We start from the raw sequence: 25,398 nt of genomic DNA on the forward strand, positions 1-25,398 counted from the left end.
TCGCCTACTCTCCGATCAGTTGCAATTTGAAACCAATCGGAGGTGTGCCCGTGAACGGGAGGACGAGGCTGCTGCTGGCGGTGGTGTGCGGTGTCGCGGTGGCGAGCGTCTACGCCGGGCAGCCGGTGCTGGGCCCGATGGGGCGTGACCTGGGCGTTCCGGTCGACTCGCTCGGCTGGTTCGTGGCCATCGGCCAGCTCGGCTATCTGACGGGACTGGTGCTGCTGGTGCCGTTGGGCGACATGCTCGACCGCAGGCGCCTGATCGCCGCGCACCTCGCCCTGGTGGCCGCGGGAACGGCGATCACCGCGGCAGCGCCGGTCGCCTGGGCGGCATTCTCCGGACTGGCGACGGCGGGCGTGTTCGCGGTGGTGGTGCAGACCACCGTCGCGTACACGGCATCGATCTCCCCGTCCGCCGAGCGCGGGCGCAACCTCGGCATCGTGACCTCGGGCGTGGTGATCGGCATCCTCGGCGCGCGCGTCATCGCGGGAGTCCTCGCCGACCTGTGGGGATGGCGGAGCATCTACCTGGCCCTGGCGATCCTCGCCGCCGTCCTCGCGCTGCTCACCCTCGCCCTGCTGCCCGCGGACGTCCGTCCGGGCACGGCACGGTACGGGCAGGTCCTCCGGTCCTTCGGCGGGCTGTTCGCCCAGCCGGTGTTCCTCAGCCGCGGGCTGATCGCGTTCTTCCTGTTCGCCTCGTTCGGCACGCTGTGGAGCGGCATGGCCCTGCCGCTGGCCGGTGCGCCGTGGCACCTCAGCGAAGCGCAGATCGGGCTCTTCGGCGTCGCCGGGCTTGCCGGAGCCCTCGGCGCCGCCCGGTCCGGACGCTGGGGCGATGCCGGGCACGCGCGCCGGGTCACCGGCATCGCGCTCGCACTCCTGGTCGCCTCCTGGGCCGCGATCGGGCAGCTCCCGTGGTCGCTGCCGCTGCTGATCCTCGGCGTGATCCTGCTCGACTTCGCCGTTCAAGCCGTGCACGTGAGCAACCAGCACACGCTCACCGCCGCCTACCCCGACCGCACGAGCACCACCATCGGCGCCTACATGGTCTTCTACTCCCTCGGCTCCGCCCTGGGAGCGGCCGCGACCACGGCCCTGTTCGACGCCGCCGGCTGGATCGGCCCCACCGTCCTCGGCCTGGCGCTCGCGTTGTGCGCGCTCGCCACCTGGGCGTTCAGCGCCCGTACGGCGACTCGCGCCGCCCGTCGTCCCCCGCTCGGCCAGGCGGAAGAGGCATTCGATTGATCCCGCGGCTCCGTGCCGCCATCGTGGGCCGACTCGGCTTCGGCGGCGGCGCGGCCAGAACCGCCGTGCGGCACCCCGCGTGGGCGGCCGGCGGGGCCGGCCGCCTCCGCTCAGTCCTGGGCCGCGGCGAGGGCGTCGAGGATCTGCTGGCCGTACTTGGCCAGCTTGCTCTCGCCGACCCCGTTGACGGAGGACAGCTCGGCGAGGGAGCCCGGAACGCGGGTGGCGATCTCGCGCAGCGTCGCGTCGTGGAAGATGACGTACGCGGGCACCCCCTGCTCCTTGGCGGTGGCCCCGCGCCAGGCGCGCAGCCGCTCGAAGACCGGGAGGGCCTCCTCGGGCAGCTCGGCGGCCGCCGCGCGACCGGCCTTGGCGGCCTTCGCCGCCTTGGGCGCGGTACGCGCCGGGTCGCGGCGCATGGGGACCTGTCGCTCCCCGCGCAGCACGGTCGCGCTGGCGTCGGTGAGCACGAGCGTGCCGTAGTCACCCTCCACGGCCAGCAGCCCCTGGGCCAGGAGCTGCCGGACGACCCCGCGCCACTCGGCGTCGCTCAGGTCCGTGCCGACGCCGAACACCGTCAGGGTGTCGTGGTCGTTCTGGATGATCTTCGGTGTCTTCTTGCCGAGCAGGATGTCGACGATGTGCCCCGCGCCGAACTTCTGGCGCCGCTCGCGGAGCAGCCGGACGACGGTCGACAGGACCTTCTGCGCGGCGACCGTGCCGTCCCACGACTCCGGCGGCGACAGGCAGGCGTCACAGTTGCCGCACGCGGTGCCGCCCTCCTGCCCGAAGTAGGCGAGCAGTTGGACGCGGCGGCACTCCACGGTCTCGCACAGGGCGAGCATCGCGTCGAGGTGGGCGGCGAGCCGGCGCCGATGCGCGGCGTCCCCCTCTGAGGAGTCGATGAGCTTGCGCTGCTGGACCACGTCCTGCAGGCCGTACGCCATCCAGGCCGTGGACGGCAGGCCGTCGCGCCCGGCGCGGCCGGTCTCCTGGTAGTAGCCCTCGACGGACTTGGGCAGGTCGAGGTGGGCGACGAAGCGCACGTCGGGCTTGTCGATGCCCATGCCGAACGCGATCGTGGCGACCATGACGACGCCGTCCTCGCGCAGGAAGCGCGCCTGGTTCGCCGCGCGGGTGGCCGGGTCGAGGCCCGCGTGGTACGGCAGCGCGGTCACGCCGTTCTCCACGAGGAAGGCGGCGATCTTCTCCACCGACGCGCGGGAGAGGCAGTAGACGATGCCGGCGTCGCCCGGATGCTCGGTGCGCAGGAACTCCAGCACCTGCCGCTTCGGCTCCCGCTTCGGCACGATGCGGTACTGGATGTTCGGCCGGTCGAAGCTGGCCACGAAGTGGCGGGCGTCCGCCAGGCTCAGCCGCGCCGTGATCTCCTGGTGCGTGGCCGGAGTGGCGGTGGCGGTCAGCGCGATCCTGGGCACGTCGGGCCGGCGCTCGTGCAGCACCGACAGCGCCAGGTAGTCCGGCCGGAAGTCGTGCCCCCACTGCGCGACGCAGTGCGCCTCGTCGATCGCGAACAGCGAGATGTCGGCCCGGTCGAACAGCCGCAGCGTCGACTCCAGGCGCAGGCGCTCCGGCGCCAGGTAGAGCAGGTCCAGCTCGCCCGCCGCGAACGCCGCCTCGACCGTGCGCCGCTCGTCCGGGTCCTGGGTCGAGTTGAGGAACCACGCGCGCACACCGAGGGCGCGCAGCGCGTCGACCTGGTCCTGCATCAGGGCGATGAGCGGCGAGACGACGACGCCGACGCCCTTCCGTACGAGCGCGGGGATCTGGTAGCACAGCGACTTGCCGCCGCCGGTCGGCATGAGCACCAGCGCGTCCCCGCCGGCGACGACGTGCTCGATGATCTCCTGCTGGCCCTCCCGGAACTCCTCGTAGCCGAAGACCCGTCGCAGGACCTCGGACGCCTCGCTCATCGGTTCGGAAAAGGCCATTCCGCAACCCTACGGCGAAGCGTTCCCTCCCCGCGCCCGGAATCCCCCGCCTGTGGACGACCGAGGTGAGAGCCGCCAGGCGGCCGGTCCCGCAGGGCCGGGGCCCGCACACAGCCGCGCTACGGCCGCCGCAGGCGGGCGGCGGCCCGCAGCGCCGCGTCGGTCTCCGCGGCGAGCAGGCCGACGAGCTCGCCCGCGGGCACCTCCCGGGCGAGGGCGTGCGCCTGGCCGGCCCACAGGTTCACCCGGTCCGGGTCGCCGGCGGTGCGCGCGGCCTGCCGCAGCGGCGCGGTGACGTGGTGGATCTCGGGGTAGGCGACCGGCGCGTCGTCGCTGTGCCGCTCAAGGAACCCGTTGCGGATGCCGCGCGCGAGGCGCCCGGTGAACGCCCGCGTCATCGCGGTCGGGGTCGGCGAGGCCAGGGCCTGCCGGTGCACCGGGGTAGTGCCCGCCTCCGGGCAGCGCAGGAACGCGGTGCCGAGCTGGGCGGCCGAGGCCCCGGCGGCCAGCGCGGCCGCGATCCCGGCGCCGGTGGCGATGCCGCCACTCGCCACCAGCGGCACGTCGACGGCGTGCCGCAGGAGCTGCAGCAGGGACAGCAGCCCGATGCCCTCGCCGCGGTCGGCGGGGTCGTCGACGAAGGAGGCCCGGTGCCCGCCCGCCTCCGCGCCCTGGACGACGAGTGCGTCGGCGCCCGCGTCCACCGCCTGGACGGCCTCCTCCTCCCGGGTCACGGTCACCCAGACCTCGCTGCCCGCGCGGCGCAGCCGCTCGACGACGCCGGCGGGCGGGCGACCGAAGGTGAACGACACGACCGGGACGGGCGCGGCGGCGAGCAGGTCGAGCTTGGCCGCCCACTCGTCGTCCTCGAACCTGGGCTCGCCGAGACCGGCGCCCGCGCGCGCCGCCTCCTCGGCGAGGCCGGCGGCGTACCGCGCGACGGTCTCGGGGGCCGCCGGGCGGCCGGGGACGAAGAGGTTCACCCCGATGGGCCGCCGGGTGCGGGTTCGCGTCTCGTCGAGCCGGGTGCGCAGGGCCTCGGTCGTGAGATAACCCGCGGCGAGGAATCCCAGCCCGCCGGCCTCGCTGACCGCCGCGGTGAGGCGCGGGGTGGACGGGCCTCCGGCCAGCGGGGCCAGCACGATCGGCACGGGCAGTTCGTCGAGGATCATCCCGTCCTCCGTTCGCCGTGGGCCGGACGACCGACCACGAGTTCGGTGAACGAACCATCGTACGGCGCGTGGCATCCGCGTGCCCGGTCGGGCGCATATCCGGGGAACTGGCGGGTATCGGTGCGCAGTCCCCATCAGTGGCCCCGAGTCAGGGAAGGCGCAAATGCAGTCGGTCGCGAAGCGGCACGGTACGGAGCAGGTCTCCCGGCCTTTCATCACGCGAGTCATACGGTGGCTGTGGATCCTTCTCGCGCTGGCGGTGGCGGTGGTCTTCGCCGTCGCGCTCGCCCGGCTGACGCTGCGCCCGATGCCCGGAGCCAGCGGTCAGGTGCACGACAACCCGCACCCGGGGGCCACCCTGCGGTTCTACCTCGACCGCCCGAGCATCAAGGAGGCCGTCCTCGAGATCGGCGGCAACCTGGCGCTCCTGATGCCCCTGGGCGTCCTGCTGCCCGTTCTGTTCGACCGCTTCCGCGGCGTCATCCGGCTGACCTTGACGGTGGCCCTGATCTCGCTGGCGATCGAGGCGGTCCAGGGCCTGTTGATCACGGGGCGCAGCTTCGACGTGGACGACGTCATCCTCAACACGGCGGGCGCGATGATCGCCTATCTCGTGGTGGGGCGCAGGTTCGGCCGTTGGGCGCACCCGGGTTGACCTGGCAGGCGGGATGCGGTTTCGTTACCCGCCCGTGACGTCTCCTAAGATTGTCGGATGACAACGATGGTCGCCACCAAGGACTCGTCCCCCGGGGCGGCCGATCCGTCCCGGCTCTTCCGGAGGCTTTCGGGCCCGCTCCCGTGACTTCTTCCAACGCGGTGCCCGGCAGGGTCCGCGTCCCCTGGAACGGCGGGTAGCCGATCCAAGACCACCGATGAACCGGAGGAGATGATCAAGTGACGGTAGCGGAGGACCGCGGCGCCGCCGCGGTGGCGGAGTTCCTGCGGACGCGGAGAGAGCAGGTGGCGCAACAGTGGGCGGACCTCACGCTCTTCCGCGCCGTGTACGTCTCCGGCCGCGACGCCGCCGTTAACGCCGCCCGCCGCCTCGTGGACGCCCTCACCGAGGTCGCCCGGGATGGACGGGTCGACGACGTCACCGTGCCGGCGCTCGACCAGGTGCGGACCGTTCTGGCCCAGATGATCGCCGCACGGTCCAGGTCGGGGTCGCCGCTGCGGGTGGCGGCGGAGGTCGCCGAGCTCAAGCGGCCGGTGATCGCCATGGTCGACCGCGAGTTCGCGGACGCCGACCAAGGCGCTGCGCTGATCGCCGCCACCGACCTGATGGGCACGCTCCGCCTCGTCGGCATGGAGATCTCCCTCAGCGACGAGGGCGACATCGTGGCCCGGCAGCGCCAGCAGCTGTCCGAGGTCGCCACGCCGGTCCTGAAGCTCTGGGACAGGGTGGTGGCGGTCCCGCTGATCGGGACCCTCGACAGCGCCCGCACCCAGGTGGTCATGGAGACGCTGCTGGAGGCGATCGTCGACCAGCACGCCACCGTGGCGATCCTCGACATCACGGGGGTTCCGCTCGTCGACACGGTGGTCGCCCAGCATCTGATGAAGACCGCGCTCGCCGTGCGCCTCATGGGCGCCCGGTGCGTGATCAGCGGGATCCGGCCCCAGATCGCCCAGACGATCGTCCAGCTCGGCATCGACCTGGGCGACATCACCACCCGAGCCACTCTGGCCGACGCGCTCGAATGGTCGCTCGGCCAGGTCGGCACCAGCGTCGGCCGGGCGTGAACGCGGCGACCGGCATGCAGCGCGTGTCCGTGCACCGGATCGGTGAGATCCTGCTGGCGAGCATCCAGCAGGATCTCACCGACTCCCTCGCGGTCGCGTTGCAGCAGGATCTGGCGGAGATGGCCGCGGCGGGCACCGACGGTGTGATCATCGACATCTCCCAGGTGGACATGATCGATTCGTTCCTCGCCCGCGTCCTGGCGGAGATCGCCGCGGCGACACGCGTCCTGGCGGGCCGGACGGTCGTGTGCGGTATGCGGCCGTCCGTGGCGATCACCATGGTGGAGATGGGTCTCGGCCTGCCGGGACTGCAGACGGCGAGGTCGTTGGAGGACGCCCTCGCCCTCCTGGAGGTGGACGGGGTGGGCCCGTGACCACAGTGGCCGTGACGACCCTGCCCATCACCAGCGACATGGAGATCGCCGGTGTCCGCCAGGCGGTCCGTGAGGCCGCCGTGGCGGCCGGTTTCAGCCTGGTCGAGCAGACCAAGCTCGTCACCGCCGCCAGCGAGCTCGCCCGGAACACCCTGGTGCACGGTGGAGGCGGCCGGATGGAGATCGCGATGCCGGAGGCGCCCGGGGGCCGGGGCGTCCGGCTGCGGTTCAGCGACCAGGGGCCGGGCATCGCCGACGTGGAGACGGCGCTGTCCGACGGGTACACGACGGGACACGGGCTCGGCCTGGGGCTCGGCGGCGCGCGCCGGCTCGTACAGGAGTTCGCGATCGAGACCGGTGCCGGCCGCGGAACGACCGTGACGGTCACGGCGTGGCCGCGCGGAGTCCGGGGAGCCTGAGGTGAGCCTCCGCGTGCAGGTGGGCGCGGGCTGGAACCTACCCGTGTCCGACGAGAGCCAGGTCCACGGCGTGGTCGCCGCGACCACGGCCGCGGCCCGGACGGCGGGGCTCGACGCGCGGTCGACCGCACGCTGCGAACTGCTCGCGACGGAGCTGGCCACCAACCTGGTCAAACACGCGTACGGCGGCCGGTTGCTGGTGACCGCGTCGGGACAGGGCGTCGTCCAGTTGGCCGCCGTCGATCGCGGACCGGGCATCGCCGACGTTCCCGCGTCGATGGCGGACGGCTACACGACGACGTCGTCCCTCGGCGGCGGACTGGGGATCTGCCGCCGCGTGGCCACCCGCTTCGACCTGTACAGCCGGCCCGGTCAGGGCACCGTGGTGCTGGCCCGCGTCGGCGCCGCCGCGGAGGAGAGCGCGGACGGGATCGAGGTCGGCGGCGTGCTCACCCCGCACCCCGCGGAGTCGGTGGTGGGAGACGGGTACGGCGTCGCCTGGGAGGGCGACCGGCTGACCGTCGCGGTCGTCGACGGCCTGGGGCACGGCCCCCGCGCGGCCGAGGCCCGGCAGGCGACCCTCGACCTCGCCGGGCGGCACACCGTCACCGACGTCTCCCGGCTGCTGCGCGAGTTCGACGCCGGCCTGCGGACCACCAGGGGAGCGGCGGCCGGGGTGGCCCAGGTCGACGGCTGGGGGCGCAGGCTGACCTATGGGTGTGTGGGAAACGTCACCGGCCGGCTCTACCCGCCGCGCGAGGGGCGTACGCTCCTGTGCATGCCCGGCATTCTCGGCGCCGGAGTCCCCACCCGCTCCCATCGGCTCGACACGGCCGACTGGACGGATCCCGCGATGCTCGTCATGCACACCGACGGGATCAACGGCCGCTGGCGGCTGGAGGACTACCCGGAGGTCGACCGTCACCACCCCGCCATCCTCGCCGCGCTGATCTGGCGGGACGCGCACCGCGGCAATGACGACGCCACCGTGGTGGTGATCAGGACCCCGACGAACAAGGACGTCCGATGAGGCAGCGGATCTACGACGGACCCGTCACGGACGCCGGCCCGGCGCTGGCCTCCGCCGCGGCCGCCGCGGTCCGGCTCGGGGTGGCGGCCGGCGAACGCGCGCGCTTCCTCACGGCCGTCGCACGGGCGCTGCGCGACCACCACCCCGAGGGCACCGTCGAGCTGAGCGCCGAGGACCACCGGCTGACGGCCGTGATCAAGGTCGGGACGCCGCCGGAGGGTACGGTCACCCTGGCCACGACCGTCGGGACGGCTCCGCGGCCGATCGACGGCACGCCCGCCGCACGCGACGGGGCCGGCTCGCTCGACGGGGCCGCGTCGCTCGACGGGGCTGGGTCGCCTGATGGGACCGCGCCGCCCGATGGGGCCGCGCCGCCCGATGGGGCCGGGTCGCCCGATGGGGCCGGGTCGCTCGGCGGGACCGCGTTGCTCGGCGGGACCGCGTTGCTCGATCACCTCATCGAGCTGCAGACCATGGTCGAGTGGTCCCAGGAAGAGCTGGAGCAGACCAACAAGGGCGTCGTCGCGCTGCACGCGGAGCTCGCCGAGAACGCCGAGCGGCTGCGCAAGGCGAGCGAACTGCAGCAGCGTTCCCTCCGCGCCGAGCGCACGGCCCGCGCGGCGGCCGACGCGGCGCGGTCCCGGCTGGCGTTCCTGGCGCACGCCGGGTCGACGCTGTCGGAGTCCCTGGACCACGAGACGGTCCTGGCCCGGCTGCACTCCCTCGTCGTCCCCCGTTACGCCTCGGCGGTGACCGTGTGGCTGGTGCGCGGGTCCGGGCCGTTGGAACCGGTCCCGGCCGCGTCGTCCGCCGCGGCGCCGTCGCCGTACGTGGAGAAGGCCTATGTCAGCGGCCGCGTGCAGCGGGTCACCGTGGCCCGTGACGACCCGCACCCGTCCAGGGACCTCGACACCAGACCGGGACGGGAGCCGCTCCTGGCGCTCCCGCTGATCTCCCACGGAGTCACCCTGGGCGTCCTGGAAGCGAGGGCCGCGGCGGCGTCGTTCGGCACCGAGGACATCGCGATGTTCCGGGAACTGGCGCGGCTCACCGCGGCGGCGATCGACAACGCGCTGCGCTACGAGCACGAGCGCGACGTCGCCGAACGCCTGCAGCGCGCCATGCTCACCGATCTGCCGCCGGCCGCGCGGCTGGAGTTCACCGCGCGCTATCTTCCGGCCGAGGCGGGACTGAACGTCGGCGGCGACTGGTACGACGCGTTCGAGCGCCCGGACGGCGACGTGATCATCGCTGTCGGCGACGTCACCGGGCACGGGCTGCAGGCGGCCGCGCTGATGGGGCAGCTCCGCACCGCCCTGCGCGCCTACGCGATGGAGGCCGAAGGCCCCGGCGAGGTGCTCACCTGCATGCACCGGATGCTGTCCCACCTGCAGCCGGAGGACCTGGCGACCGCCGTGCTCGCCCAGATGTCGCCCGACGGCCGGTTGCGCTGGTCGAACGCCGGCCATCCGCCGCCGCTGCTGCGCGCGCCGGACGGCTCGGTCACCGTCCTGCACGGCCATGACTTCCTGCTCGGTATGCCGTTCGAGAAGGCCGCGATCAAGGAGCACCGCACCTGGCTGACGCCCGGATGCGCCGTGATCTTCTACACCGACGGCCTGATCGAGCGCCGCGACGCGAGCCTGGATCACGGCATCGAGCGCCTCGCCGCCGCGTTCCGGTCGGCCGAGGGCGAGCTCGACCACGTCGCCGACAGCGTGCTCGAGGCCATGCTGAGCGACAGCGTCCGGGAGGACGACACCTGCCTGCTGATCTTCCGTGCGATGCCTGATCCCGTGGCCGGCCCGGACCTCGGGACGGAACCGCTCCTGTCGTGCCGGGAGGGCGGGCCGGACGCCTGACGGACGGCATGGGAACGGCCCCGCACCGCTGAGTGCGAGGCCGTACCCGGACGGCGGGGTCAGGAGGTGACGGTGAGCGTCTCGGCGACGGGGCGCGGGCTGTTCGGGGTGCACGTGGCCGTGATGTTCCCGAAGATCGCGACGTTCGCCTTGATGCTGAGGTTGCCGCCCTGGAACTGATCGGTGCCGACCGCGGTCGGCGTCCAGTTGCCGGCGACGTCGGCGGTGATGGGCTGGTTGGCGGGGAGCGCGCCACCGGAGCCGGTGAGCGGGAAGGACGCGGTCTGCGCGCCGCTGACGTCGGCGGTCAGGGTGGCGCTCCAGGAGTTGATCGCCAGGGGGGAGGACAGGGTGGTCACCACGTGCACCGTCGCGTGGACCGAGGTGTTGACCTTGGCCGGGTTCGGCGACGCCGTGGCGGTTCCGTTCACGCTGATGCTCTGGGTGCCGAGGATCGAGTTGCAGGTGTAGGAGGTCGAGAAGGTCGACGCGCCGGCCGGTGCCTGTGCCGCGACGACGCCGAGGCCGCCGAGGGCGATGACCGTGGCGGCGGTGGCCGCGCGCCGGCCCAGGGAGGTGTTCATGGCGGGGCTCCTTCCGGCCCGGGACCGAGCGGGGGATGTTGACCCGGGCCTCTTACTTATCTGTAACAAGCCGGTAATGCCCGTCAACTTACTAGTGAGTAAGCTTCATGTTTTAGGAGTCCGTGCGCGCGTGAAGGGGTCCCGCACCCGAAAGGTGCGAGACCCCTTGCCGGTGGCGCCCGGTCGCGTACGCGTCCCGGGGTGCGCCCGACGAATCCGCTGTGCGGCGCCCGGACGCGCCCTAGCCGGACGCCGGCCTGCTAACGGCTGCCCGCGATCAGCACCAGCAGTCGTCCCAGCAGTCGTCCCAGCAGTCCCATCCGCTCCAGCAGCCACCCCAGCCGCCACCGCAGGTCACGAGGCTCTGAGGGGCGCCGCTCACCGTCTGGGCGCCGGCCGGCGCGGCGGCGCCCAGCGTGAGGGCGGTCGCTCCCGCAAAGGCCAGGCCGGAGATGCCGAGTGCCATCCGCTTCGGAATCCTCATGTGAAGAACCTCCTTGGGTCGGCGCGTTGGCGTGTCGTGTTGATCACGCCCGGCAATTGGGCCATTTCGGCCCGTTCGCCACAAACAACACCATATCCCCGCCTGGTCGGAATCAACCGCAAAAGTCCATATATGGCGATAATTGACTCTCGTCCTCCATGCAACATATCTGCGCTTTAGGCGGCAAATGTAGCTACTTTGGGTCCGGGGTGGCGGGTGGTCGTGTGAGACGGATCCGCAGGCCATGCCGTACGTCCGGAGCGGGCCGCCGGTCGAGGGTGAGCGAGGAGCCGCCCGGCTCCGAGGCGATGAGCGCACCGGCTCGCCGGCGAGATCCGGCCGCGCCGATGGTGCCCGACCGGGCGCCGCGAATGGTGCTTTTCTTCGCCTTCGTTGGCCGCATACTCCGGCGTCATCCTTATCAATCAGGACACAGCCTAAGGAATCGCCAAGGGAAGTCGGTGCAATGGAATCCTTATGCGCGGGCCTCTGGTCCGCAATGGACGGCAAACGGGGATTCCGCCGCGTCGCGGGACCGTGGGCCGGCCGGCCGGACCGAGCGAGGCGCCGGCGCGCGGCCTGCCCACCGCCGGGCGGACGGGATCCGTCCGCCGTTCGACGGGACCACGGGACCAACGGGAGCCTGTCAAGGACCTTTCGCCCTTGGAGTCCCCGGCTCCCGCCGGATGTCCTGAACATGAGGCTTCATGGCGGATGGCGGATGGCGACCGAGCGCAGCGCCGCGGGCACCGGAGAGGAGACGACCCTGGTGAACGAGATCCTCGCGGGGACGGACGGGTCCGACAGCGGCACGGCCGCCACGCGGTGGGCCGCCGAGGAGGCGGGCCGCCGGGCCCTGCCCCTGCGGATCCTCCACGCCGTCGCCCCATGGCTGTACGAGACACCGGTCGACCCGCGCTTCGCCTCGATACGGACGTGGCTGCTGTCCCAGGGCCGTACGGTCGTCGACGAGGCGGTCGCGGCCGCGCGCGAGCGCGCTCCCGGTGTCGAGATCGAAGGCGAGCTCGTGCCGGGGCCGGCGACCCGAATCCTCCTGGAGCGGGCGGGTGCGGCCGCGATGGTCGTGCTGGGCGGCCGCGGAGTCGGCGCGGTGGCGGGCCTCCTGCTGGGCTCGACGACGCTGCAGGTGGTCGCGCACGCGCCGGTGCCCGTCGTCGTGGTCCGGAGCCTGCAACCGCCGGCCCGGGGGGAGGTCGTGATCGGCGTGGACACGGCGGCGACCGGGGAGGCGGCGATCGCCCTGGCGTTCGAGGAGGCGGCGCTGCGGACCGCGCTGCTGCGCGTGATGCACGCCTGGTGGCATCCGGCCTCGACCGCTCCGGGCGACATCCAACCGCTGGTGTACGACCCGCAGGTCATGGCCGAGGACGAGCTGCGGCGGATCGAGGAGGCGCTCGTGCCCTGGCGGGGCAAGTTCCCCGGCGTCGAGGTGATCCCGGAGGCGGTGCACGGCCGCGCCGCACGGGTACTCGCCGACGCCTCCGAGGGAGCGGAGCTGCTGGTCGTGGGGACCCGCGGCCGGGGCGGTTTCAAAGGGCTGCTGCTCGGCTCGGTCTCGCACGCGCTGCTGCACCGGGCGAAGTGCCCGCTGGCCGTCGTACCTGCCGGGCGGTGACGGTCCCGGGCTGCTCGCCGGCCGCGCGGGAGCGCGTCGTGCCCCGGCTCGGGCGGACCGGCCGTGACGACCAGACCGTGGAGTACAGGAGGGGACACGATGGATGCCGCGAACGGGCCGGAGCGCCAGGAGACGGTCGCGCAACTGCTCGTCGACGCCGCGGTGTGGGCGCCGTCGCCGCACAACACCCAGCCCTGGTGGTTCGAACCCCACGGTGAGACGGTCACATTGCACTCCGACACCGAACGCCGCCTGAGCGTCGCGGATCCGTCGGGCCGGGAGATGCTGATCAGCTGTGGCGCCGCCCTGTTCACGCTGCGGCTCGCCGTACGCCGCCTCGGGCGGCTGCCGGAGGTGCGGATGGCGTCCGACCCGGACCGGCCGGGCTTGATCGCCGACGTGGTCCTGGGCGAGCCGCAGTCCGCCACCGACGAGGAGCGGCGGATGTACGACCAGATCAAACGGCGGCGCACCCATCGCGGTGGCTTCCGGGCCGGCGCGCTGCCGGTCGGCCTGCTGCAGTCCCTGCGGGCCCACGCGTGCGCCGAACACGCCTCACTGCGGATCGTCGCCGACCCTCGCGTCCGCATCGCGCTCGCCGCGTTGTCGGAGGTCGCCGAGCAGGTCCAGTGCCTGGACCCGGCGTACGTCGACGAGGTGGCCCGCTGGGCGCCCGCGCCGTGCAGCGAACCGCTGGACGGCGTGCCCGAGACGGCCTACCCGCGGGATACGGACCGCACCGATCCGCACTTCGCGGGCCGGGACTTCGCGCGCGGCCAGGGGTGGGGCCTGGTCGGTGGCGAACCAGGAGAGGCCACCGGAGTCGTCGCCGTCCTGGCGACCATGGGGGACGGCCGGGACGACTGGCTGCGGGCGGGCCAAGCCCTCCAGCGGGTGCTGCTGCGCGCCACCGAGGACGACGTGTCGGCCGCGTTCCACACCCAGGCGCTGGAGGTGCCGGAGTTGCGGGAGTTCATCCGCGCGCGGTTCTGCGACGGTACCTACCCCCAGATGATGGTGCGGTTCGGAGTGGCGGACGACGAGTTCGACAGCGTCAGGCGCCCGGCGGCCGACGTGACGGTCGGCGAACTGTGACCCACCCGACCGGCCCGTCGCCCTAGGAGCGTCCGGTCCAGCGGGGAGCGGTGGCGGCCCACGCGTTCTCCCACAGCACCATCCGCCGGCGCTCCAGACGGCGGTTGACCGCGGCGTACGCGCCGGCGTGCAGGATCATGAGCGACGTCAGGGCGGCGAACACGGCCAGCGTGGTGTCGGTCAGCGTCTGGGCGTGCGTGCGGGGCCGGGCCGTGAGGTCGCCCGCCTGGTTGATCCAGACCCGGCGATGGACGCCGACGTGGTCGTCCCCGGCGGGGACGACGCCGCCGGTATGCCAGCGGCCCGTTCGGGCGAGCCAGCGCAACCGGGTCTCCTGCTCGACACCGTTCCGCGACGCCGCCGCGCCGGTGGCGGTCACCACCGCGTCGACCTGGTACCGGGTCCGCGCCTGGCGGTGCTCCGCCCGCAGCCCGGCGCCGTCGACGAAGTGGATCATGAGCGCGGAGGCGATGACGCCCGTGATCAGGAAGAGCGCTCCCAGCACCGCCACGAGGCGGGAGTGGAGCCGGTCGAGCGGACGCCGCAGGGGGTTGCGGTCCGGGCGCAGGTAACGGATGAAGCCGAGCACCTGGATAGTGAGTGCACGCATGGGACACCTCCATCACGGCCACCTCTACCCGCAGGTTAGGCGTCTTCTCCTGGAAATGGGGAGGGTCTCTGGTCCTGGCCTGAAGGCCCGAGAGTCCTTCCCCTCCGCGGGCCTTCGCCTCTGTCGGCCGAAGGCGCGGTGCGATTGGCTTCGAATAGGCCGAAGCAGGGGGGATCTGATCCCATGGCGACCTTCGATGGCAGTTACGTCCTGGTGGGCTTCGACGGTTCCCCGGGAGCCGAGCGCGCGCTGCGCCGGGCGGTGGAGGAGGCGCGGGTCCGCCGGCTTCCGCTCACCGTGTGCCACGCCTGGCACTGGCCGTACCCGGTCCCGCCGTCGGGGCCCGAAGCGCTGGAGACGGCGCGGCGGATGGGGCGGCACACCCTCGAGCACGGGGTGTTCGTCGCCCGGCAGCTGCGTCCGGCCCTGACGGTACGGCCGCGCTTCGCGACCGGCCCGGCCTCGGCCGTCCTCATCGACGAGTCCGAGAACGCCGCGCTGGCCGTCGTCGGCTCGCACGGGCGGGGCGGGTTCGCCGGCCTCGGCGCCGGATCGACGGCGCTGCACCTGGCCGCCTACGGGCACTGCCCGGTGCTGGTGATGCGCGACGACCCGGAGCCCGGCGGCCCCATCGTCGTGGGGGTTGACGGGTCGCCCGCCGCCGAGGCCGCGCTGGCGTTCGCCTACGAGGAGGCGGCCCTGCGCGGACGGTCCGTACGGGCGGTGTTCGCCTGCTGGGAGGCGGAGGCCATCGCCTCGGCCGAGATGGGCATGCTGCGCGACCCGGAGCAACTCCGGATGCTCGGCGCCGCGCGGCTGGAGCGCACGGTGTGCCCGTGGCGGGAGAAGTACCCGTACGTCGAGACCGAGACCAGTCTGGTCATGCGGACGCCGCGGCACGCGCTGCTGGAGGCCGCAGCCGACGCCGGGCTGCTCGTCGTGGGGGATCGGGGACTCGGCGGTGTTCCGGGGCTCCGGCTGGGCTCGGTGAGCCACGCCGTGCTCGTGCACGCGCCGTGCTCGGTCGCCGTCGTACGACCCCGCAGGTGAGCGCACCGGGGCCCGTACGGCGGCCGGTCAGGCGACGCGCTCCCCGACCCCGAGCTCGGACAGATCGGTGATCACCCGGTGCGCCCCGTACTCGGGCAGCAGCAGGGACCGGCCACCCCGGTCGACCCCGATGACGAGACCGAATCCGGCACGCCGGGCGGCCTGGACGGCGGTGAGGTTCTCCTCGATGACGGCCGTCCGCGCCGGAGCGACCCGCATCCGGCGCGCCGCCTCCCGCAAGAGGCAGTCCGCCGACACGGCGGGACCCTTCTCGGTCGGGTGGAGCGCGTCGAGGCGGACGTCGAACAGCCCCGCGAGGCCCGCTCGGCGCAGCAGTTCGGCGGCGTACCGGGTGGCGGAGACGGCCGCCGTGGGCAGCCCGTGCAGGCGGACGGCGTGGACCACGCCGACCGAGGAGGCGAACGCCTGGACGCCGAGGCGGCCGATGATCAGGAGGAACAGCTCCTCATGACGCGCGCCGAGGCCGCGCAGGGCGTCGAAGCACAGGGGGATCTCGCACGCGGTGAGGTACTGGCGCAGGCCGTCCATCGTGGTGCGGCCCTGCATGTACCGGCGGTAGTCGGTGCCCGCGTCGAAGTACCGGCATTCCGTCTCGTACACGACGGCGTGTGAGCGCAGGAACGGATCGAGCACGGCCTTCCAGGCCGTGCCCGACGCGTGGGCGGTGTCGACGAGGACGCCGTCCACGCCGAAGATCACCGCTGCGATGTCCCCGCATCCGCAGTGGCGGGTTGTGGTCGGCATGGCCGTTTCCCCTTCTCGTGCTGTTCCGGCACGCTTCACGACCGCCCGACCGTGACGCGTGGCCGGCTCCTCATGGCGGCATCACGACGGTGAGCGGCCAGGAGGACGGCTCGCCGTCCAGGACACGGGCGGCCCGCGAGGTCAGGATGACGATGGCGACGTCGGCGCCCAGGGAGCGCCAGGCGGCGCGGACGGCGTCAGGTTCTTCCGCGGGCAGGACGATCGCTCCGGCGAGCCCGAAGCCCGTGACCTTGACCCCTTCCCCGATGATCGCAATTTTGGCCATCTGATGCCTTTCTTTCGGTCTTCCCTTAATTGGCCGTGTCATCACCAGTGGGGGGAGAAAGGCGTCGCCCCGAGGCCGCCACGAGGGGCGGGCCGTCCGGCCGGTTCGCGCCGGCCGAGGACGGGGCGCACCCTCATCGTCCGGAGGCGGGGCCGCGCCGGACAGGGCCGGCCGGGTGCCCGAAAGGGGACCTTTGTCCCGCTTAGTCGCCCGCTGGGGTGGAAACCCGGTAGTGAACGCGCGCATCCCGTCCCGCCGGCCGGCTTCGTCGCCCCGCCCGGCTGCGCCGAGCCGCTGATCCGCGGACCGCCGGCCCGGCCGGCCGGTGGGACGGGACGGTCGCCGGCGGAACCGACCTTCGGGAAGAACGATGAGCGGCTCTCGGATCCCCGAGGAAGCGGGGCCCGTGATCGCCTATGTCGACGGCACCCCCTCCGGGGACGAGGCCGTCACGTGGGCGATCGAGGAGGCGGGCCGGCGCGGCTCGCTCGTACGGGTGCTGCCGAGACGGGAGCCGGACCGGCTGCTCTCCGAGGCCGCCGACGCCGCGATGATCGTCGTCGGATCTACCGGCTTCCTGGCCATGTCCCGGCTGGTCACCGGTTCGACCGCCATGGAGGTCGCGGTCCGCGCCGACGTACCGGTCGTCGTCATCCGCCCGGGGCTGCCCGACGCCGCGCCCGGTCCCTCCGCCGGCCGGGTCGTCGCCGGTGTGGACGGGACCGGCCTGTCGGAGGCGGCGATCCGGTTCGCCTTCGCCGAGGCGGACGACCGCGAGTGCGGGCTCACGGTCGTCCACGCCGTGGACCGGGAGGAGGACCGGGAGGCGGCGGAGGCCATGCTGACGCGGCTCGCGGACGGGCGCCCGGACGTACGGACGGTGGTCGGCCTCGGCGTGGCGAGCCGGGTACTGATCGACGAGTCCGCCGGCGCGGAGCTCCTCGTGGTCGGATCCCGCGGCCGTGCCGGCCTGAGCGGCATGCTGCTCGGCTCCGTGAGTCAGGCCGTCGTCCACCGTGCCCACTGCCCGGTCGCCGTCGTCCGCGCACCGCCCGGCTGAACGACGGCCGCCTCACTCGCGGTCGACCGATGACCGACATCGTGACCGTAGGTCAAGCGAATCGACCGAAGATCGCCTAATCTGCGGTGGGTGCGGCTACCTCCCAAGGGCAACCGGCGTCCCGTCGGGCGCATCTACCTCACCACCGGCGTGAGCGTCGCCTCCGTCGGCCTGGTCGCCCTGGCGGGTGCCGAGGCCGGCGACGGCGGCGCGCTCAAGCCCTGGTGGATCGGGCTCAGCATCATCATGAGCGTGGTGGGCGCTGCGGTGCCCGGATACGAACAGATCCGCAAGGAACGGCTGCGCAAGGAGGCCGAGCAGGCGGCCATCGAGGCCGCCGTCGAGATGCGGGTGACGATGAACGACGCGCTGGACCCGATCGTCCGGCAGCTCGGGCGCATCGCCACCGCCACGAACCGGCAGGAGCGCGGCAACCTGCGGGAGGCCACCGTCCCGATGATCCTCGACTCGGCGGCGCACCTCATCGACGCCGAACGCGTCCGGGCCTGCTGGTTCCGGTTCGCGCCGGGCAAACCGCGCAAGCTGGAGCCCGCGCAGTACGCCGGGCGCGCGGACGAGCCCGTGACGGTCTTCGAGGAGGGCACCGTCGAGGGCGACTCGGTGTTCGCGATGATCCGGCACAACCAGGACGTCGTGTCGCTGGACGTCGAGGCCGACCCGCCGCCGGGGTGGCGCGGCTCGGCCCAGCACGGGTACCGGTCGTTCGTCGCGGTGCCCGTGGTCGCCGGGCATCGGGCGTTCGGCATCCTCACGGTCGACGCCATCGACGTCGCCGGGGTGACCGAGGCGGAGGTGCCGTTCGTCCGGCTGCTGGCCGGCCTGCTCGCCGACGCGCTCGCGTACGGGGCACCGGACGAGGGAGTGCTCCGGGTCGGCCGGTGACCGGACCGAAGCCCACGCCGGACGGCGGAACCGGATCCCGTGCCGGCCCGTCTGATCGGACCCCGCGCCGAGGCGGCGGGATCGGACCCCGCGCCGAGGCGGCGGGTGATCCGGATTGACCTTCGCCCCGACGGCACCGACACTTACGGAAAGGGAGGGAGTGGATATGGCGGACGACATCGTCGTGCAGGACTCCGACGATCGCTCGGAGCGCATGATCCGTGACCCCAAGCGTTACTTCGCCGAGGCCCGGCGCCGGGCCGAGCGGGAGGTCAGACGCGAGGTCGAAGGCGGACCGCGCCGATCCGAGCGCCCGGAACACGGCTAGGAACGCCCCTGTGCCGACGCGGACCCCATGTGGGGCCCGCGTCGGCGTTTCGATCAGGGGTGCCCGGGGTCAGCTCGGAGAGACGTCCTCATCGTCCTCGGATTTGCCCTGTTCGCGCTGCTCGCGCACGAAGGCGTCCTGGGTCGAGTCGTAGCCGCGTCCGACGTGCTCGGCGGCCTGCTCCGAGAGGCGCGCGGCCGAGTTCGACTGCCGGTCCTCGTCCTGCGTCTCGCGCGGATCTGAGTCCATGAGTACCTCCACGGGTCGGGGTGCGGTCGGCGGATGGCAGGAGCGCCCGCGCGCTCAGCGGTGGATCAGCTCCTGCATCTTGGTCTTGATCCCCTTCTTCACGATCCCCACCCGGTCGGGATCGCCCTTGAGGACCGCCTCGGTCATGTCCTTGATCTGTGAGAACTCCGCGTGCGGCGGGATCGGCGGGATGTCGGGATCGCACCGGACGTCGAGCACGACCGGGCCGTCCGCGCTCAGCGCGCGGTCCCAGGCGGGCCCGATCTCGTCGGGCTTGTCGACGTGGATCCCCTCCAGGCCGATCATGCTCGCGAACCCGGCGTAGGAGACCTCGGGCAGCACCTGCGACTCCTCGAACTTCGGCGCGCCGCCCATCGCCCGCAGCTCCCACGTGACCTGGTTCAGGTCGTTGTTGTGCAGCACGGCGACGATCAGCCGCGGGTCCTGCCAGCGGTCGGCGTAGCGGCGGATCGTGATCAGCTCCGCCATGCCGTTCATCTGCATGGCCCCGTCGCCGACGAACGCGATCGCGGGCCGATCGGGGTGGGCGAACTTCGCGCCGATGGCGTACGGCACACCCGGCCCCATCGTGGCCAGCGTCCCGGACAGCGTGCCGCGGACGCCCGACGGCAGCCGCAGGTCGCGGGCGTACCAGTTCGCCGCCGATCCTGAGTCTGCGGTCAGGATGGCGTTCTTCGGCAGCCGGTCGTTGAGCTCGTAGAAGAGCCGCATGGGGTTGATCGGGTCGGCCTCGACCATGGCCTCGCGCTCGACGGTGCCCCACCACCGCTCGACGTTCTTCTCGACCTTCTTGCGCCAGGAGCGGTTCTTGTTCTTCTTGAGCCGGGGGATGAGCTGCCGCAGCGTCTCGGCCGCGTCGCCGACCAGGTTGACCTCGGTCGGATAGCGCATCCCGATCAGCTTGCCGTCGACGTCGATCTGCACGGCGCGCGCCTGGCCGAAGTCGGGGAGGAACTGGGTGTAGGGGAAGTTCGACCCGACGATCAGCAGCGTGTCGCAGTCACGCATCAGCTCCCACGACGGCCGGGTGCCGAGCAGGCCGATGGAGCCGGTGACGTACGGCAGGGTGTCCGGCAGCACGTCCTTGCCGAGCAGCGCCTTGGCCACGCCGGCGCCGGTCAGCTCGGCGACCTCGTGCACCTCCGCGGCCGCGCTGCGGGCGCCCTGCCCGATGAGGATGGCGACCTTCTCCCCGGAGTTGAGGACCTCCGCCGCCCGCTCGATCTCCTGGGGCGGCGCGACGGTGACGGGCGGCGTGTAGCCGGGGGCGCTGGAGGGGACGTTCTTGAACGCGTGCGCGGGCGGCTCGTACTCCACTTCCTGCAGGTCGGACGGGATGATGATGGCCGTGGGGGCCCGCTCGTCCATGGCGATCCGGATCGCGCGGTCCAGCAGGTTCGGGAACTGCGCCGGCACGGTCGCCATCTGCACGTACTCGCTCGCGACGTCCTTGAAGAGCGACAGCAGGTCGACCTCCTGCTGGTAGTTGCCGCCCATCGCCGACCGGGCGGTCTGCCCGACGATCGCGACCACCGGGACGTGGTCGAGCTTGGCGTCGTACAGGCCGTTCAGCAGGTGGATCGCGCCCGGCCCGCTGGTCGCCATGCAGACGGCGGGCTTCCCGCTGAGTTTGGCGTACCCGACGGCCTCGAAGGCGGACATCTCCTCATGCCGGGCCTGAATGAACTTGGGGTTGTCGTCCGCCCGCTCGAGCGCGGCGATGATGCCGTTGATGCCGTCCCCCGGATACCCGAAAAGGTACTCCACGCCCCACTCACGGAGGCGTTCCAACAGGTGGTCGGCGACAGTTCGCGTCATCTCTCCTCCTCGTGCGGTCACTAAGGACGCCGTTCCCGGCGCACGCGATTGAAACCTGCCGGGCGGGTAACCGGAGTCTTATGAGCCTTCAGCGAGATCTCGAAGCGCGGGTCGATGGGGAGGTCCGGTTCGACGCGGGCTCGCGCGCGGCGTACGCCCATGACTCCTCCAACTACCGGCAGACGCCGATCGGCGTGGTGGTGCCGCACAACGTCGACGCCGCCGTCGAGGCGATCGCGGTCTGCCGGGAGCACGGGGCGCCGGTGTTCTCGCGGGGCGGCGGGACGAGTCTCGCGGGCGAGTGCTGCAACGAGGGCGTGGTCATCGACTGGTCCAAGTACTGCCACAACCTCATCCGGCTGGACGAGAAGGAGCGGCGGGCCCTCGTACAGCCGGGGATCTGCCTGGACGACCTGAACGACCTGCTGGCCCCGCACAAGCTGCAGGTGGGGCCGAAGCCGTCCACACACGACACGTGCACGATCGGCGGGATGATCGGCAACAACTCCTGCGGCGCGACCGCGCAGGCGTACGGCAAGATGGCCGACTCGGTGATCCGCCTGGAGGTGCTGACGTACGACGGCGTGCGGATGTGGGTCGGGGAGACCTCCGACGAGGAGTACGAGAAGATCCTCGCCGAGGGCGGCCGCCGTGCCGAGATCTACCGGGCGATGCGGGAGCTCGTCGAGGAGAACCTCGCGCTGATCCGCACGCGGTACCCGGACATCCCGCGCCGGATCTCCGGCTACAACCTCGACTCCCTGCTCCCGGAGAAGCACTTCAACGTGGCGCGGGCGCTGGTCGGCAGCGAGTCGACCCTGATCACCGTGCTGCACGCGGAGATCGAGCTCTTCCCGGTGCCGAACCAGCAGACGCTCGTCGTCCTGGGCTATCCCGACATCTTCCGCGCCGGGGACGCGGTCACCAAGGTCGCGGGCTACCGGCCGCTCGCGCTGGAGGGCCTCGACGAGACGCTCATCGACATCGCCCGGGCCGAGAACGTCGCGGGCAAGGACGCCCTGAAGGGACTGCCCGAGGGGTCGGGCTGGCTCATGGTCCGCTTCGGCGGCGACACCCGCGAGGAGGCCGACGAGCGGGCCGAGCACATGATCAAGGAGCTGCGGGGGACCGACCACGATCCGCACGTGGTCTTCATGGACGACCCCGCCGAGGAGGAACGCCTCTGGAAGATCCGCGAGGCGGGGCTCGGCGCGACCGCGTATCCGCCGGGCCACCCCGACACGCACGAGGGCTGGGAGGACGCCGCCGTGCCGCCGGACCGGCTCGGCGACTACCTGCGCGACTTCCGGGCGCTGCTGAGCGAGTTCGACTACGGGCAGGCGTCGCTGTACGGGCACTTCGGGCAGGGCTGCGTGCACACCCGCATCGCCTTCGACCTCGAGGACCCGGACGGGGTGGGGAAGTACCGGCGGTTCGCCGAGCGGGCCGCCCGGCTGGTGGCGTCGTACGGCGGGTCGCTGTCCGGCGAGCACGGCGACGGGCAGTCCCGCGCGGAACTCCTGCCGATCATGTTCGGCGACGAGGTCGTGGCGCTGTTCGGCCGGTACAAGCAGATCTTCGACCCCGACGATCGGATGAATCCGGGCAAGGTCGCCGCGCCGGCCGGCCGCCGCGTGTACCGGCTCGACGAGAACCTCGACCACCTCGACTACAACCCGCGCGAGCCCCGGACGCACTTCTCCTACCCGGATGACCACCACCGGTTCACCCACGCCGCCGCCCGCTGCGTGGGCATCGGCAAGTGCCGGTCGACCTCTGGCGGCGTGATGTGCCCGAGCTACCGGGTGACCCGCGAGGAGGAGCACTCCACGCGCGGCCGCGCCCGTGTCCTCATGGAGATGATGCGCGGCGAGGTGATCACCGACGGCTGGCGCTCCAAGGACGTCGACGACGCCCTGGACCTGTGCCTGGCCTGCAAGGGCTGCCGCGGCGACTGCCCAGTCCACGTGGACATGGCGACCTACAAGGCGGAGTTCCTGGCCCACCACTACCGGTGGCGGCTCCGGCCCCGCCCGCACTACTCGATGGGCTGGCTGCCCCTGTCCGCGCGGCTGGCCGCCGCGGCGCCGGGCGTGGTCAACGCGGTGACGCACGCACCCGGCCTGAACCGCGTCGTCAAGTGGGCCGGTGGCGTCGACCAGCGTCGTGACCTGCCGCGGTTCGCCGGGGAACGCTTCACCGACTGGTTCGCCCGGCGCGGATCCCAGGGGGACGGCGACCCGGTCGTGCTGTGGCCGGACACCTTCACGAACAACTTCCACCCCGCGGCCGGGAAGGCCGCCGTACGCGTGCTGGAGGCCGCCGGGTTCCGCGTCGAGGTGCCGCCCGTCCCGCTCTGCTGCGGGCTGACCTGGATCTCCACCGGCCAGCTCGGTGTGGCCGCCCGCGTGTTGCGCCGCACGGTCCGTGCCCTCGCCCCACGGCTGCGCCGGGGCGTGCCCGTCGTGGGCCTGGAGCCGAGCTGCTCGGCCGTCTTCCGCTCCGACGCGCCGGAGCTGCTGGCCGGGGAGCCGGTGTCCGAGGACGTGAAGCTGCTGGCGAAGCAGACGCACTCACTGTCGGAGTTCCTCCTCGACCGGGCGCCCGCGTTCGTCACCGCGCCACCGCCCGGCACCGGGATCCACGCCATCGCGCAGCCGCACTGCCATCAGCACGCCATCTGGGGCTTCGACGCCGACGGCGAGCTGCTCAAGCGCGCCGGGATCGAGGCCGAGGTCCTCGACGAGGGCTGCTGCGGCCTCGCCGGCAACTTCGGCTTCGAGCGCGGGCACTACGAGGTGTCCGTCGGCGTCGGCGAGCTGGGTGTGCTGCCCGCCGTGCGCGACGCGACGGACGGCACCCGGATCCTCGCCGACGGCTTCTCCTGCCGCACCCAGATCGAGCAGCGGACTGACGCCCGGCCCGTCCACCTCGCCGAGCTCCTGGCGGAGGTGTTCACGTGATCGAGCTGCACGCCTCCGCGTACACGATCCCGACCGACGGACCCGAGGCCGACGGCACGCTGGAGTGGACGTCGACGACGATGGTGCTCGTCGAGGTCCGCGCGGACGGCCGTTCCGGCCTCGGCTGGACGTACGGCCCGGCCGCCGTCGCCGACGTCGTGACCGGTGAGCTGGCCTCGGTGGTGAGCGAGGACGTCGCCGCCTCGCACGAGGCGATGTGCCGGACGGTCCGCAACGCCGGCCGGCCGGGGATCTGCTCGATGGCGATCTCCGCGGTCGACTGCGCGCTGTGGGATCTGCGGGCACGTACCCTCGGACTCCCGCTGCACCGGCTCCTCGGCGCCGTCCGCACCGAGGTGCCGGTGTACGGCTCCGGGGGCTTCACCACATACGACGCGGGCCGGACGCGGGAGCAGCTCGGGCACTGGGCCGGGGACCTCGGCATTCCGCGGGTGAAGATCAAGATCGGCGAGTCGTGGGGGAGCAGGGAGAGCCGCGACCTGCAGCGGCTCGAGCTCGCCCGCGAGGTCGTCGGCGGCGGCGTGGAGCTGTACGCCGACGCCAACGGCGCCTACTCCGCCAAGCAGGCCATCCGCGTCGCCCACCAGGCCGCCGACGTGGACCTGCGGTGGTTCGAGGAACCGGTCTCCTCCGACGACCTGCCCGGCCTGCGGGAGGTCCGATCGGCGGTGGAGTGCGAGGTGGCCGCCGGTGAGTACGGTTACGACCTGCCGTACTTCACCCGGATCATCGACGCCGTCGACTGCCCGCAGGCCGACGTCACCCGGGTCGGGGGCATCACCGAGTTCCTGCGCGTGGCCGGCCTGGCCCGCGCGCACGGCAAGGACCTGTCGGCGCACTGCGCGCCGCACCTGCACGCGGCGGCGATGGCCGCGATCCCGAACGCGCGGCACATCGAGTGGTTCCACGACCACGTGCGGATCGAGTCGATGCTCTTCGACGGCGCCCTGTCGCCGAAGGGCGGCTGCGTCCGCCCGCGTGAGGACGCTCCGGGCCTCGGGCTGAGTTTCAAACACGCCGACGCCGAGCGGTACCGCGTCCGATGATCAGGTCGTGGAGGGCAGGGCGACCACGGTGCGGACGCGCCGGGCCACCTCCTCGACCTCCTCGATCGGCCGGATCGGCTCGGAGTCGTGGCCGCCGCGGTCGACGTCGGCCCACACCCAGCACCACCAGAGCCGGCCGTCGTGGGACTCGATCGTGACGGACTGACTGAGCGGCTCGGTGGGCTCGAGAAGCGCGGCGAGCCGGTCGCCCGGGTCCTCGGGCGCGGGCCGCTCACCGCTGACCACCAGGGTCAGCGGCCCGGCCATCGTGACGTGCAGCCCGAGCGCGGCCACCGCGTCCGCGAGGGCGCGGAGCGCGTGTTCGAGGGCTTCGCGGTGGGGAGTGGGACATGCGCCCATGGGAGTTCCCTTCCCGAATGACCGGTCTTCGAACAGGTTATCGACACCTGCTGTTTCAGCCGGTCAATGAGGCTGTTTCGAACGGTCCTCTGTTTTGTTGGAAATGATGCACGCCTTCCGGGTGGCGACGGTAGCCGGGTGAGTGCGGTGCGCACTACTCTGCGAATATGGACGGTCACGGTCTCCCGGAGGCGCTTCATTCGATCATGGGGCTGCGCGGCTGGTCGCAGCTCGATCTCGCCCGTGAGCTGGGCGTATCTCAGAGCTGGGTGTCCCAGGCGTCGCGCGGGATGCGCGATCCTGGAATCGCCCGTACG

At 72.5% G+C, this 25,398-nt stretch carries 25 protein-coding genes; 15 read left to right on the top strand and 10 right to left on the bottom strand.

Annotation, left to right across the window (positions count from 1 at the left end; all coding sequences use genetic code 11):
• Positions 1 to 50: 50 nt before the first annotated feature.
• Complete coding sequence (locus tag AB0L00_RS11665; RefSeq protein WP_364431802.1) at positions 51 to 1,250, top strand: MFS transporter; 1,200 nt, start codon at positions 51 to 53, stop codon at positions 1,248 to 1,250.
• A gap of 110 nt (positions 1,251 to 1,360) precedes the next feature.
• Here the strand turns inward: AB0L00_RS11665 and recQ are convergent, their stop codons facing one another.
• Together recQ and AB0L00_RS11675 are read right to left on the bottom strand one after the other, a co-directional pair.
• Positions 1,361 to 3,202 carry a DNA helicase RecQ gene (gene recQ / locus AB0L00_RS11670; protein WP_364431805.1) on the bottom strand — a complete coding sequence of 614 codons (1,842 nt, stop codon included), beginning with the start codon at positions 3,200 to 3,202 and terminating at the stop codon, positions 1,361 to 1,363.
• A 119-nt stretch (positions 3,203 to 3,321) separates the two neighbouring features.
• A complete protein-coding gene (locus AB0L00_RS11675) occupies positions 3,322 to 4,374 on the bottom strand; it encodes a nitronate monooxygenase (RefSeq protein ID WP_364431808.1) in 1,053 nt (350 codons plus the stop codon).
• Between the two features lie 163 nt (positions 4,375 to 4,537).
• Between AB0L00_RS11675 and AB0L00_RS11680 the strand changes: the two genes are divergently transcribed.
• The 6 genes from AB0L00_RS11680 to AB0L00_RS11705 all read left to right on the top strand — a co-directional run bounded on the left by AB0L00_RS11680 (position 4,538) and on the right by AB0L00_RS11705 (position 9,802).
• Entirely contained in the window at positions 4,538 to 5,029 is a 492-nt protein-coding gene (locus AB0L00_RS11680; protein WP_364431811.1) for a VanZ family protein, read from the top strand.
• Between the two features lie 239 nt (positions 5,030 to 5,268).
• Positions 5,269 to 6,117 (top strand): STAS domain-containing protein, encoded by an 849-nt coding sequence (locus AB0L00_RS11685; protein WP_364431814.1) that lies wholly within the window; start codon positions 5,269 to 5,271, stop codon positions 6,115 to 6,117.
• Entirely contained in the window at positions 6,114 to 6,491 is a 378-nt protein-coding gene (locus AB0L00_RS11690; RefSeq protein ID WP_364431817.1) for an STAS domain-containing protein, read from the top strand. Before AB0L00_RS11685 ends, AB0L00_RS11690 begins: the two co-directional genes overlap by 4 nt.
• Complete coding sequence (locus AB0L00_RS11695; protein ID WP_364431820.1) at positions 6,488 to 6,910, top strand: ATP-binding protein; 423 nt, start codon at positions 6,488 to 6,490, stop codon at positions 6,908 to 6,910. The genes AB0L00_RS11690 and AB0L00_RS11695 overlap by 4 nt, the downstream gene beginning before the upstream one ends.
• Position 6,911: 1 nt before the next feature.
• The gene (locus AB0L00_RS11700; RefSeq protein WP_364431823.1) at positions 6,912 to 7,940 is read left to right on the top strand and encodes an ATP-binding protein; all 1,029 of its coding nucleotides are present in this window, start codon (positions 6,912 to 6,914) and stop codon (positions 7,938 to 7,940) included.
• Entirely contained in the window at positions 7,937 to 9,802 is a 1,866-nt protein-coding gene (locus AB0L00_RS11705) for a GAF domain-containing SpoIIE family protein phosphatase (RefSeq protein WP_364431826.1), read from the top strand. Before AB0L00_RS11700 ends, AB0L00_RS11705 begins: the two co-directional genes overlap by 4 nt.
• A 59-nt stretch (positions 9,803 to 9,861) precedes the next feature.
• On the opposite strand, the gene AB0L00_RS11710 is transcribed toward AB0L00_RS11705, so the two are convergent.
• Both AB0L00_RS11710 and AB0L00_RS11715 read right to left on the bottom strand, forming a co-directional pair.
• Positions 9,862 to 10,386, bottom strand: a complete 525-nt coding sequence (locus AB0L00_RS11710) for a hypothetical protein (protein ID WP_364431829.1) — start codon at positions 10,384 to 10,386, stop codon at positions 9,862 to 9,864.
• A gap of 277 nt (positions 10,387 to 10,663) precedes the next feature.
• The gene (locus AB0L00_RS11715) at positions 10,664 to 10,870 is read right to left on the bottom strand and encodes a hypothetical protein (RefSeq protein ID WP_364431832.1); all 207 of its coding nucleotides are present in this window, start codon (positions 10,868 to 10,870) and stop codon (positions 10,664 to 10,666) included.
• A 721-nt stretch (positions 10,871 to 11,591) separates the two neighbouring features.
• Here AB0L00_RS11715 and AB0L00_RS11720 point away from each other — a divergent pair.
• Together AB0L00_RS11720 and AB0L00_RS11725 are read left to right on the top strand one after the other, a co-directional pair.
• Positions 11,592 to 12,506 (top strand): universal stress protein, encoded by a 915-nt coding sequence (locus tag AB0L00_RS11720; protein ID WP_364431835.1) that lies wholly within the window; start codon positions 11,592 to 11,594, stop codon positions 12,504 to 12,506.
• A 99-nt stretch (positions 12,507 to 12,605) separates the two neighbouring features.
• The gene (locus AB0L00_RS11725) at positions 12,606 to 13,601 is read left to right on the top strand and encodes a hypothetical protein (protein WP_364431838.1); all 996 of its coding nucleotides are present in this window, start codon (positions 12,606 to 12,608) and stop codon (positions 13,599 to 13,601) included.
• Positions 13,602 to 13,623: 22 nt separating this feature from the next.
• On the opposite strand, the gene AB0L00_RS11730 is transcribed toward AB0L00_RS11725, so the two are convergent.
• Complete coding sequence (locus AB0L00_RS11730) at positions 13,624 to 14,211, bottom strand: hypothetical protein (RefSeq protein WP_364431841.1); 588 nt, start codon at positions 14,209 to 14,211, stop codon at positions 13,624 to 13,626.
• Between the two features lie 183 nt (positions 14,212 to 14,394).
• On the opposite strand from AB0L00_RS11730, the gene AB0L00_RS11735 reads away from it, so the two are divergent.
• Positions 14,395 to 15,261: a universal stress protein gene (locus AB0L00_RS11735; RefSeq protein ID WP_364431844.1), complete on the top strand. Its 867-nt coding sequence runs from the start codon at positions 14,395 to 14,397 to the stop codon at positions 15,259 to 15,261.
• Between the two features lie 27 nt (positions 15,262 to 15,288).
• Here AB0L00_RS11735 and AB0L00_RS11740 read toward each other — a convergent pair whose 3' ends face one another.
• Both AB0L00_RS11740 and AB0L00_RS11745 read right to left on the bottom strand, forming a co-directional pair.
• Entirely contained in the window at positions 15,289 to 16,026 is a 738-nt protein-coding gene (locus AB0L00_RS11740) for an HAD family hydrolase (RefSeq protein ID WP_364431847.1), read from the bottom strand.
• A 70-nt stretch (positions 16,027 to 16,096) separates the two neighbouring features.
• Positions 16,097 to 16,312, bottom strand: a complete 216-nt coding sequence (locus AB0L00_RS11745; protein ID WP_364431850.1) for a V-type ATP synthase subunit F — start codon at positions 16,310 to 16,312, stop codon at positions 16,097 to 16,099.
• A 406-nt stretch (positions 16,313 to 16,718) separates the two neighbouring features.
• On the opposite strand from AB0L00_RS11745, the gene AB0L00_RS11750 reads away from it, so the two are divergent.
• The 3 genes from AB0L00_RS11750 to AB0L00_RS11760 all read left to right on the top strand — a co-directional run bounded on the left by AB0L00_RS11750 (position 16,719) and on the right by AB0L00_RS11760 (position 18,603).
• Positions 16,719 to 17,372 (top strand): universal stress protein, encoded by a 654-nt coding sequence (locus tag AB0L00_RS11750; protein WP_364431853.1) that lies wholly within the window; start codon positions 16,719 to 16,721, stop codon positions 17,370 to 17,372.
• A 90-nt stretch (positions 17,373 to 17,462) separates the two neighbouring features.
• On the top strand, positions 17,463 to 18,275 hold the full coding sequence (locus AB0L00_RS11755) for a GAF domain-containing protein (RefSeq protein ID WP_364431856.1): 813 nt from the start codon (positions 17,463 to 17,465) through the stop codon (positions 18,273 to 18,275).
• A gap of 166 nt (positions 18,276 to 18,441) precedes the next feature.
• Complete coding sequence (locus AB0L00_RS11760) at positions 18,442 to 18,603, top strand: hypothetical protein (protein ID WP_345353787.1); 162 nt, start codon at positions 18,442 to 18,444, stop codon at positions 18,601 to 18,603.
• A 69-nt stretch (positions 18,604 to 18,672) separates the two neighbouring features.
• Here the strand turns inward: AB0L00_RS11760 and AB0L00_RS11765 are convergent, their stop codons facing one another.
• The gene (locus AB0L00_RS11765; protein ID WP_364431859.1) at positions 18,673 to 18,852 is read right to left on the bottom strand and encodes a hypothetical protein; all 180 of its coding nucleotides are present in this window, start codon (positions 18,850 to 18,852) and stop codon (positions 18,673 to 18,675) included.
• A gap of 54 nt (positions 18,853 to 18,906) precedes the next feature.
• Positions 18,907 to 20,691, bottom strand: coding sequence for a thiamine pyrophosphate-requiring protein (locus tag AB0L00_RS11770; RefSeq protein ID WP_364431862.1), 1,785 nt, complete (start codon positions 20,689 to 20,691; stop codon positions 18,907 to 18,909).
• 80 nt (positions 20,692 to 20,771) lie between these two features.
• Here AB0L00_RS11770 and AB0L00_RS11775 point away from each other — a divergent pair, with 80 nt between their 5' ends.
• Together AB0L00_RS11775 and AB0L00_RS11780 are read left to right on the top strand one after the other, a co-directional pair.
• Positions 20,772 to 23,654: an FAD-linked oxidase C-terminal domain-containing protein gene (locus tag AB0L00_RS11775; protein ID WP_364431865.1), complete on the top strand. Its 2,883-nt coding sequence runs from the start codon at positions 20,772 to 20,774 to the stop codon at positions 23,652 to 23,654.
• Positions 23,651 to 24,721, top strand: coding sequence for an enolase C-terminal domain-like protein (locus AB0L00_RS11780; protein ID WP_364431868.1), 1,071 nt, complete (start codon positions 23,651 to 23,653; stop codon positions 24,719 to 24,721). The genes AB0L00_RS11775 and AB0L00_RS11780 overlap by 4 nt, the downstream gene beginning before the upstream one ends.
• Here the strand turns inward: AB0L00_RS11780 and AB0L00_RS11785 are convergent, their stop codons facing one another.
• Positions 24,722 to 25,081, bottom strand: coding sequence for a hypothetical protein (locus AB0L00_RS11785; protein ID WP_364431871.1), 360 nt, complete (start codon positions 25,079 to 25,081; stop codon positions 24,722 to 24,724).
• Positions 25,082 to 25,398 lie beyond the last annotated feature (317 nt).

This window comes from Actinoallomurus sp. NPDC052308 (assembly GCF_040679195.1).
Classification (GTDB): domain Bacteria; phylum Actinomycetota; class Actinomycetes; order Streptosporangiales; family Streptosporangiaceae; genus Actinoallomurus; species Actinoallomurus liliacearum.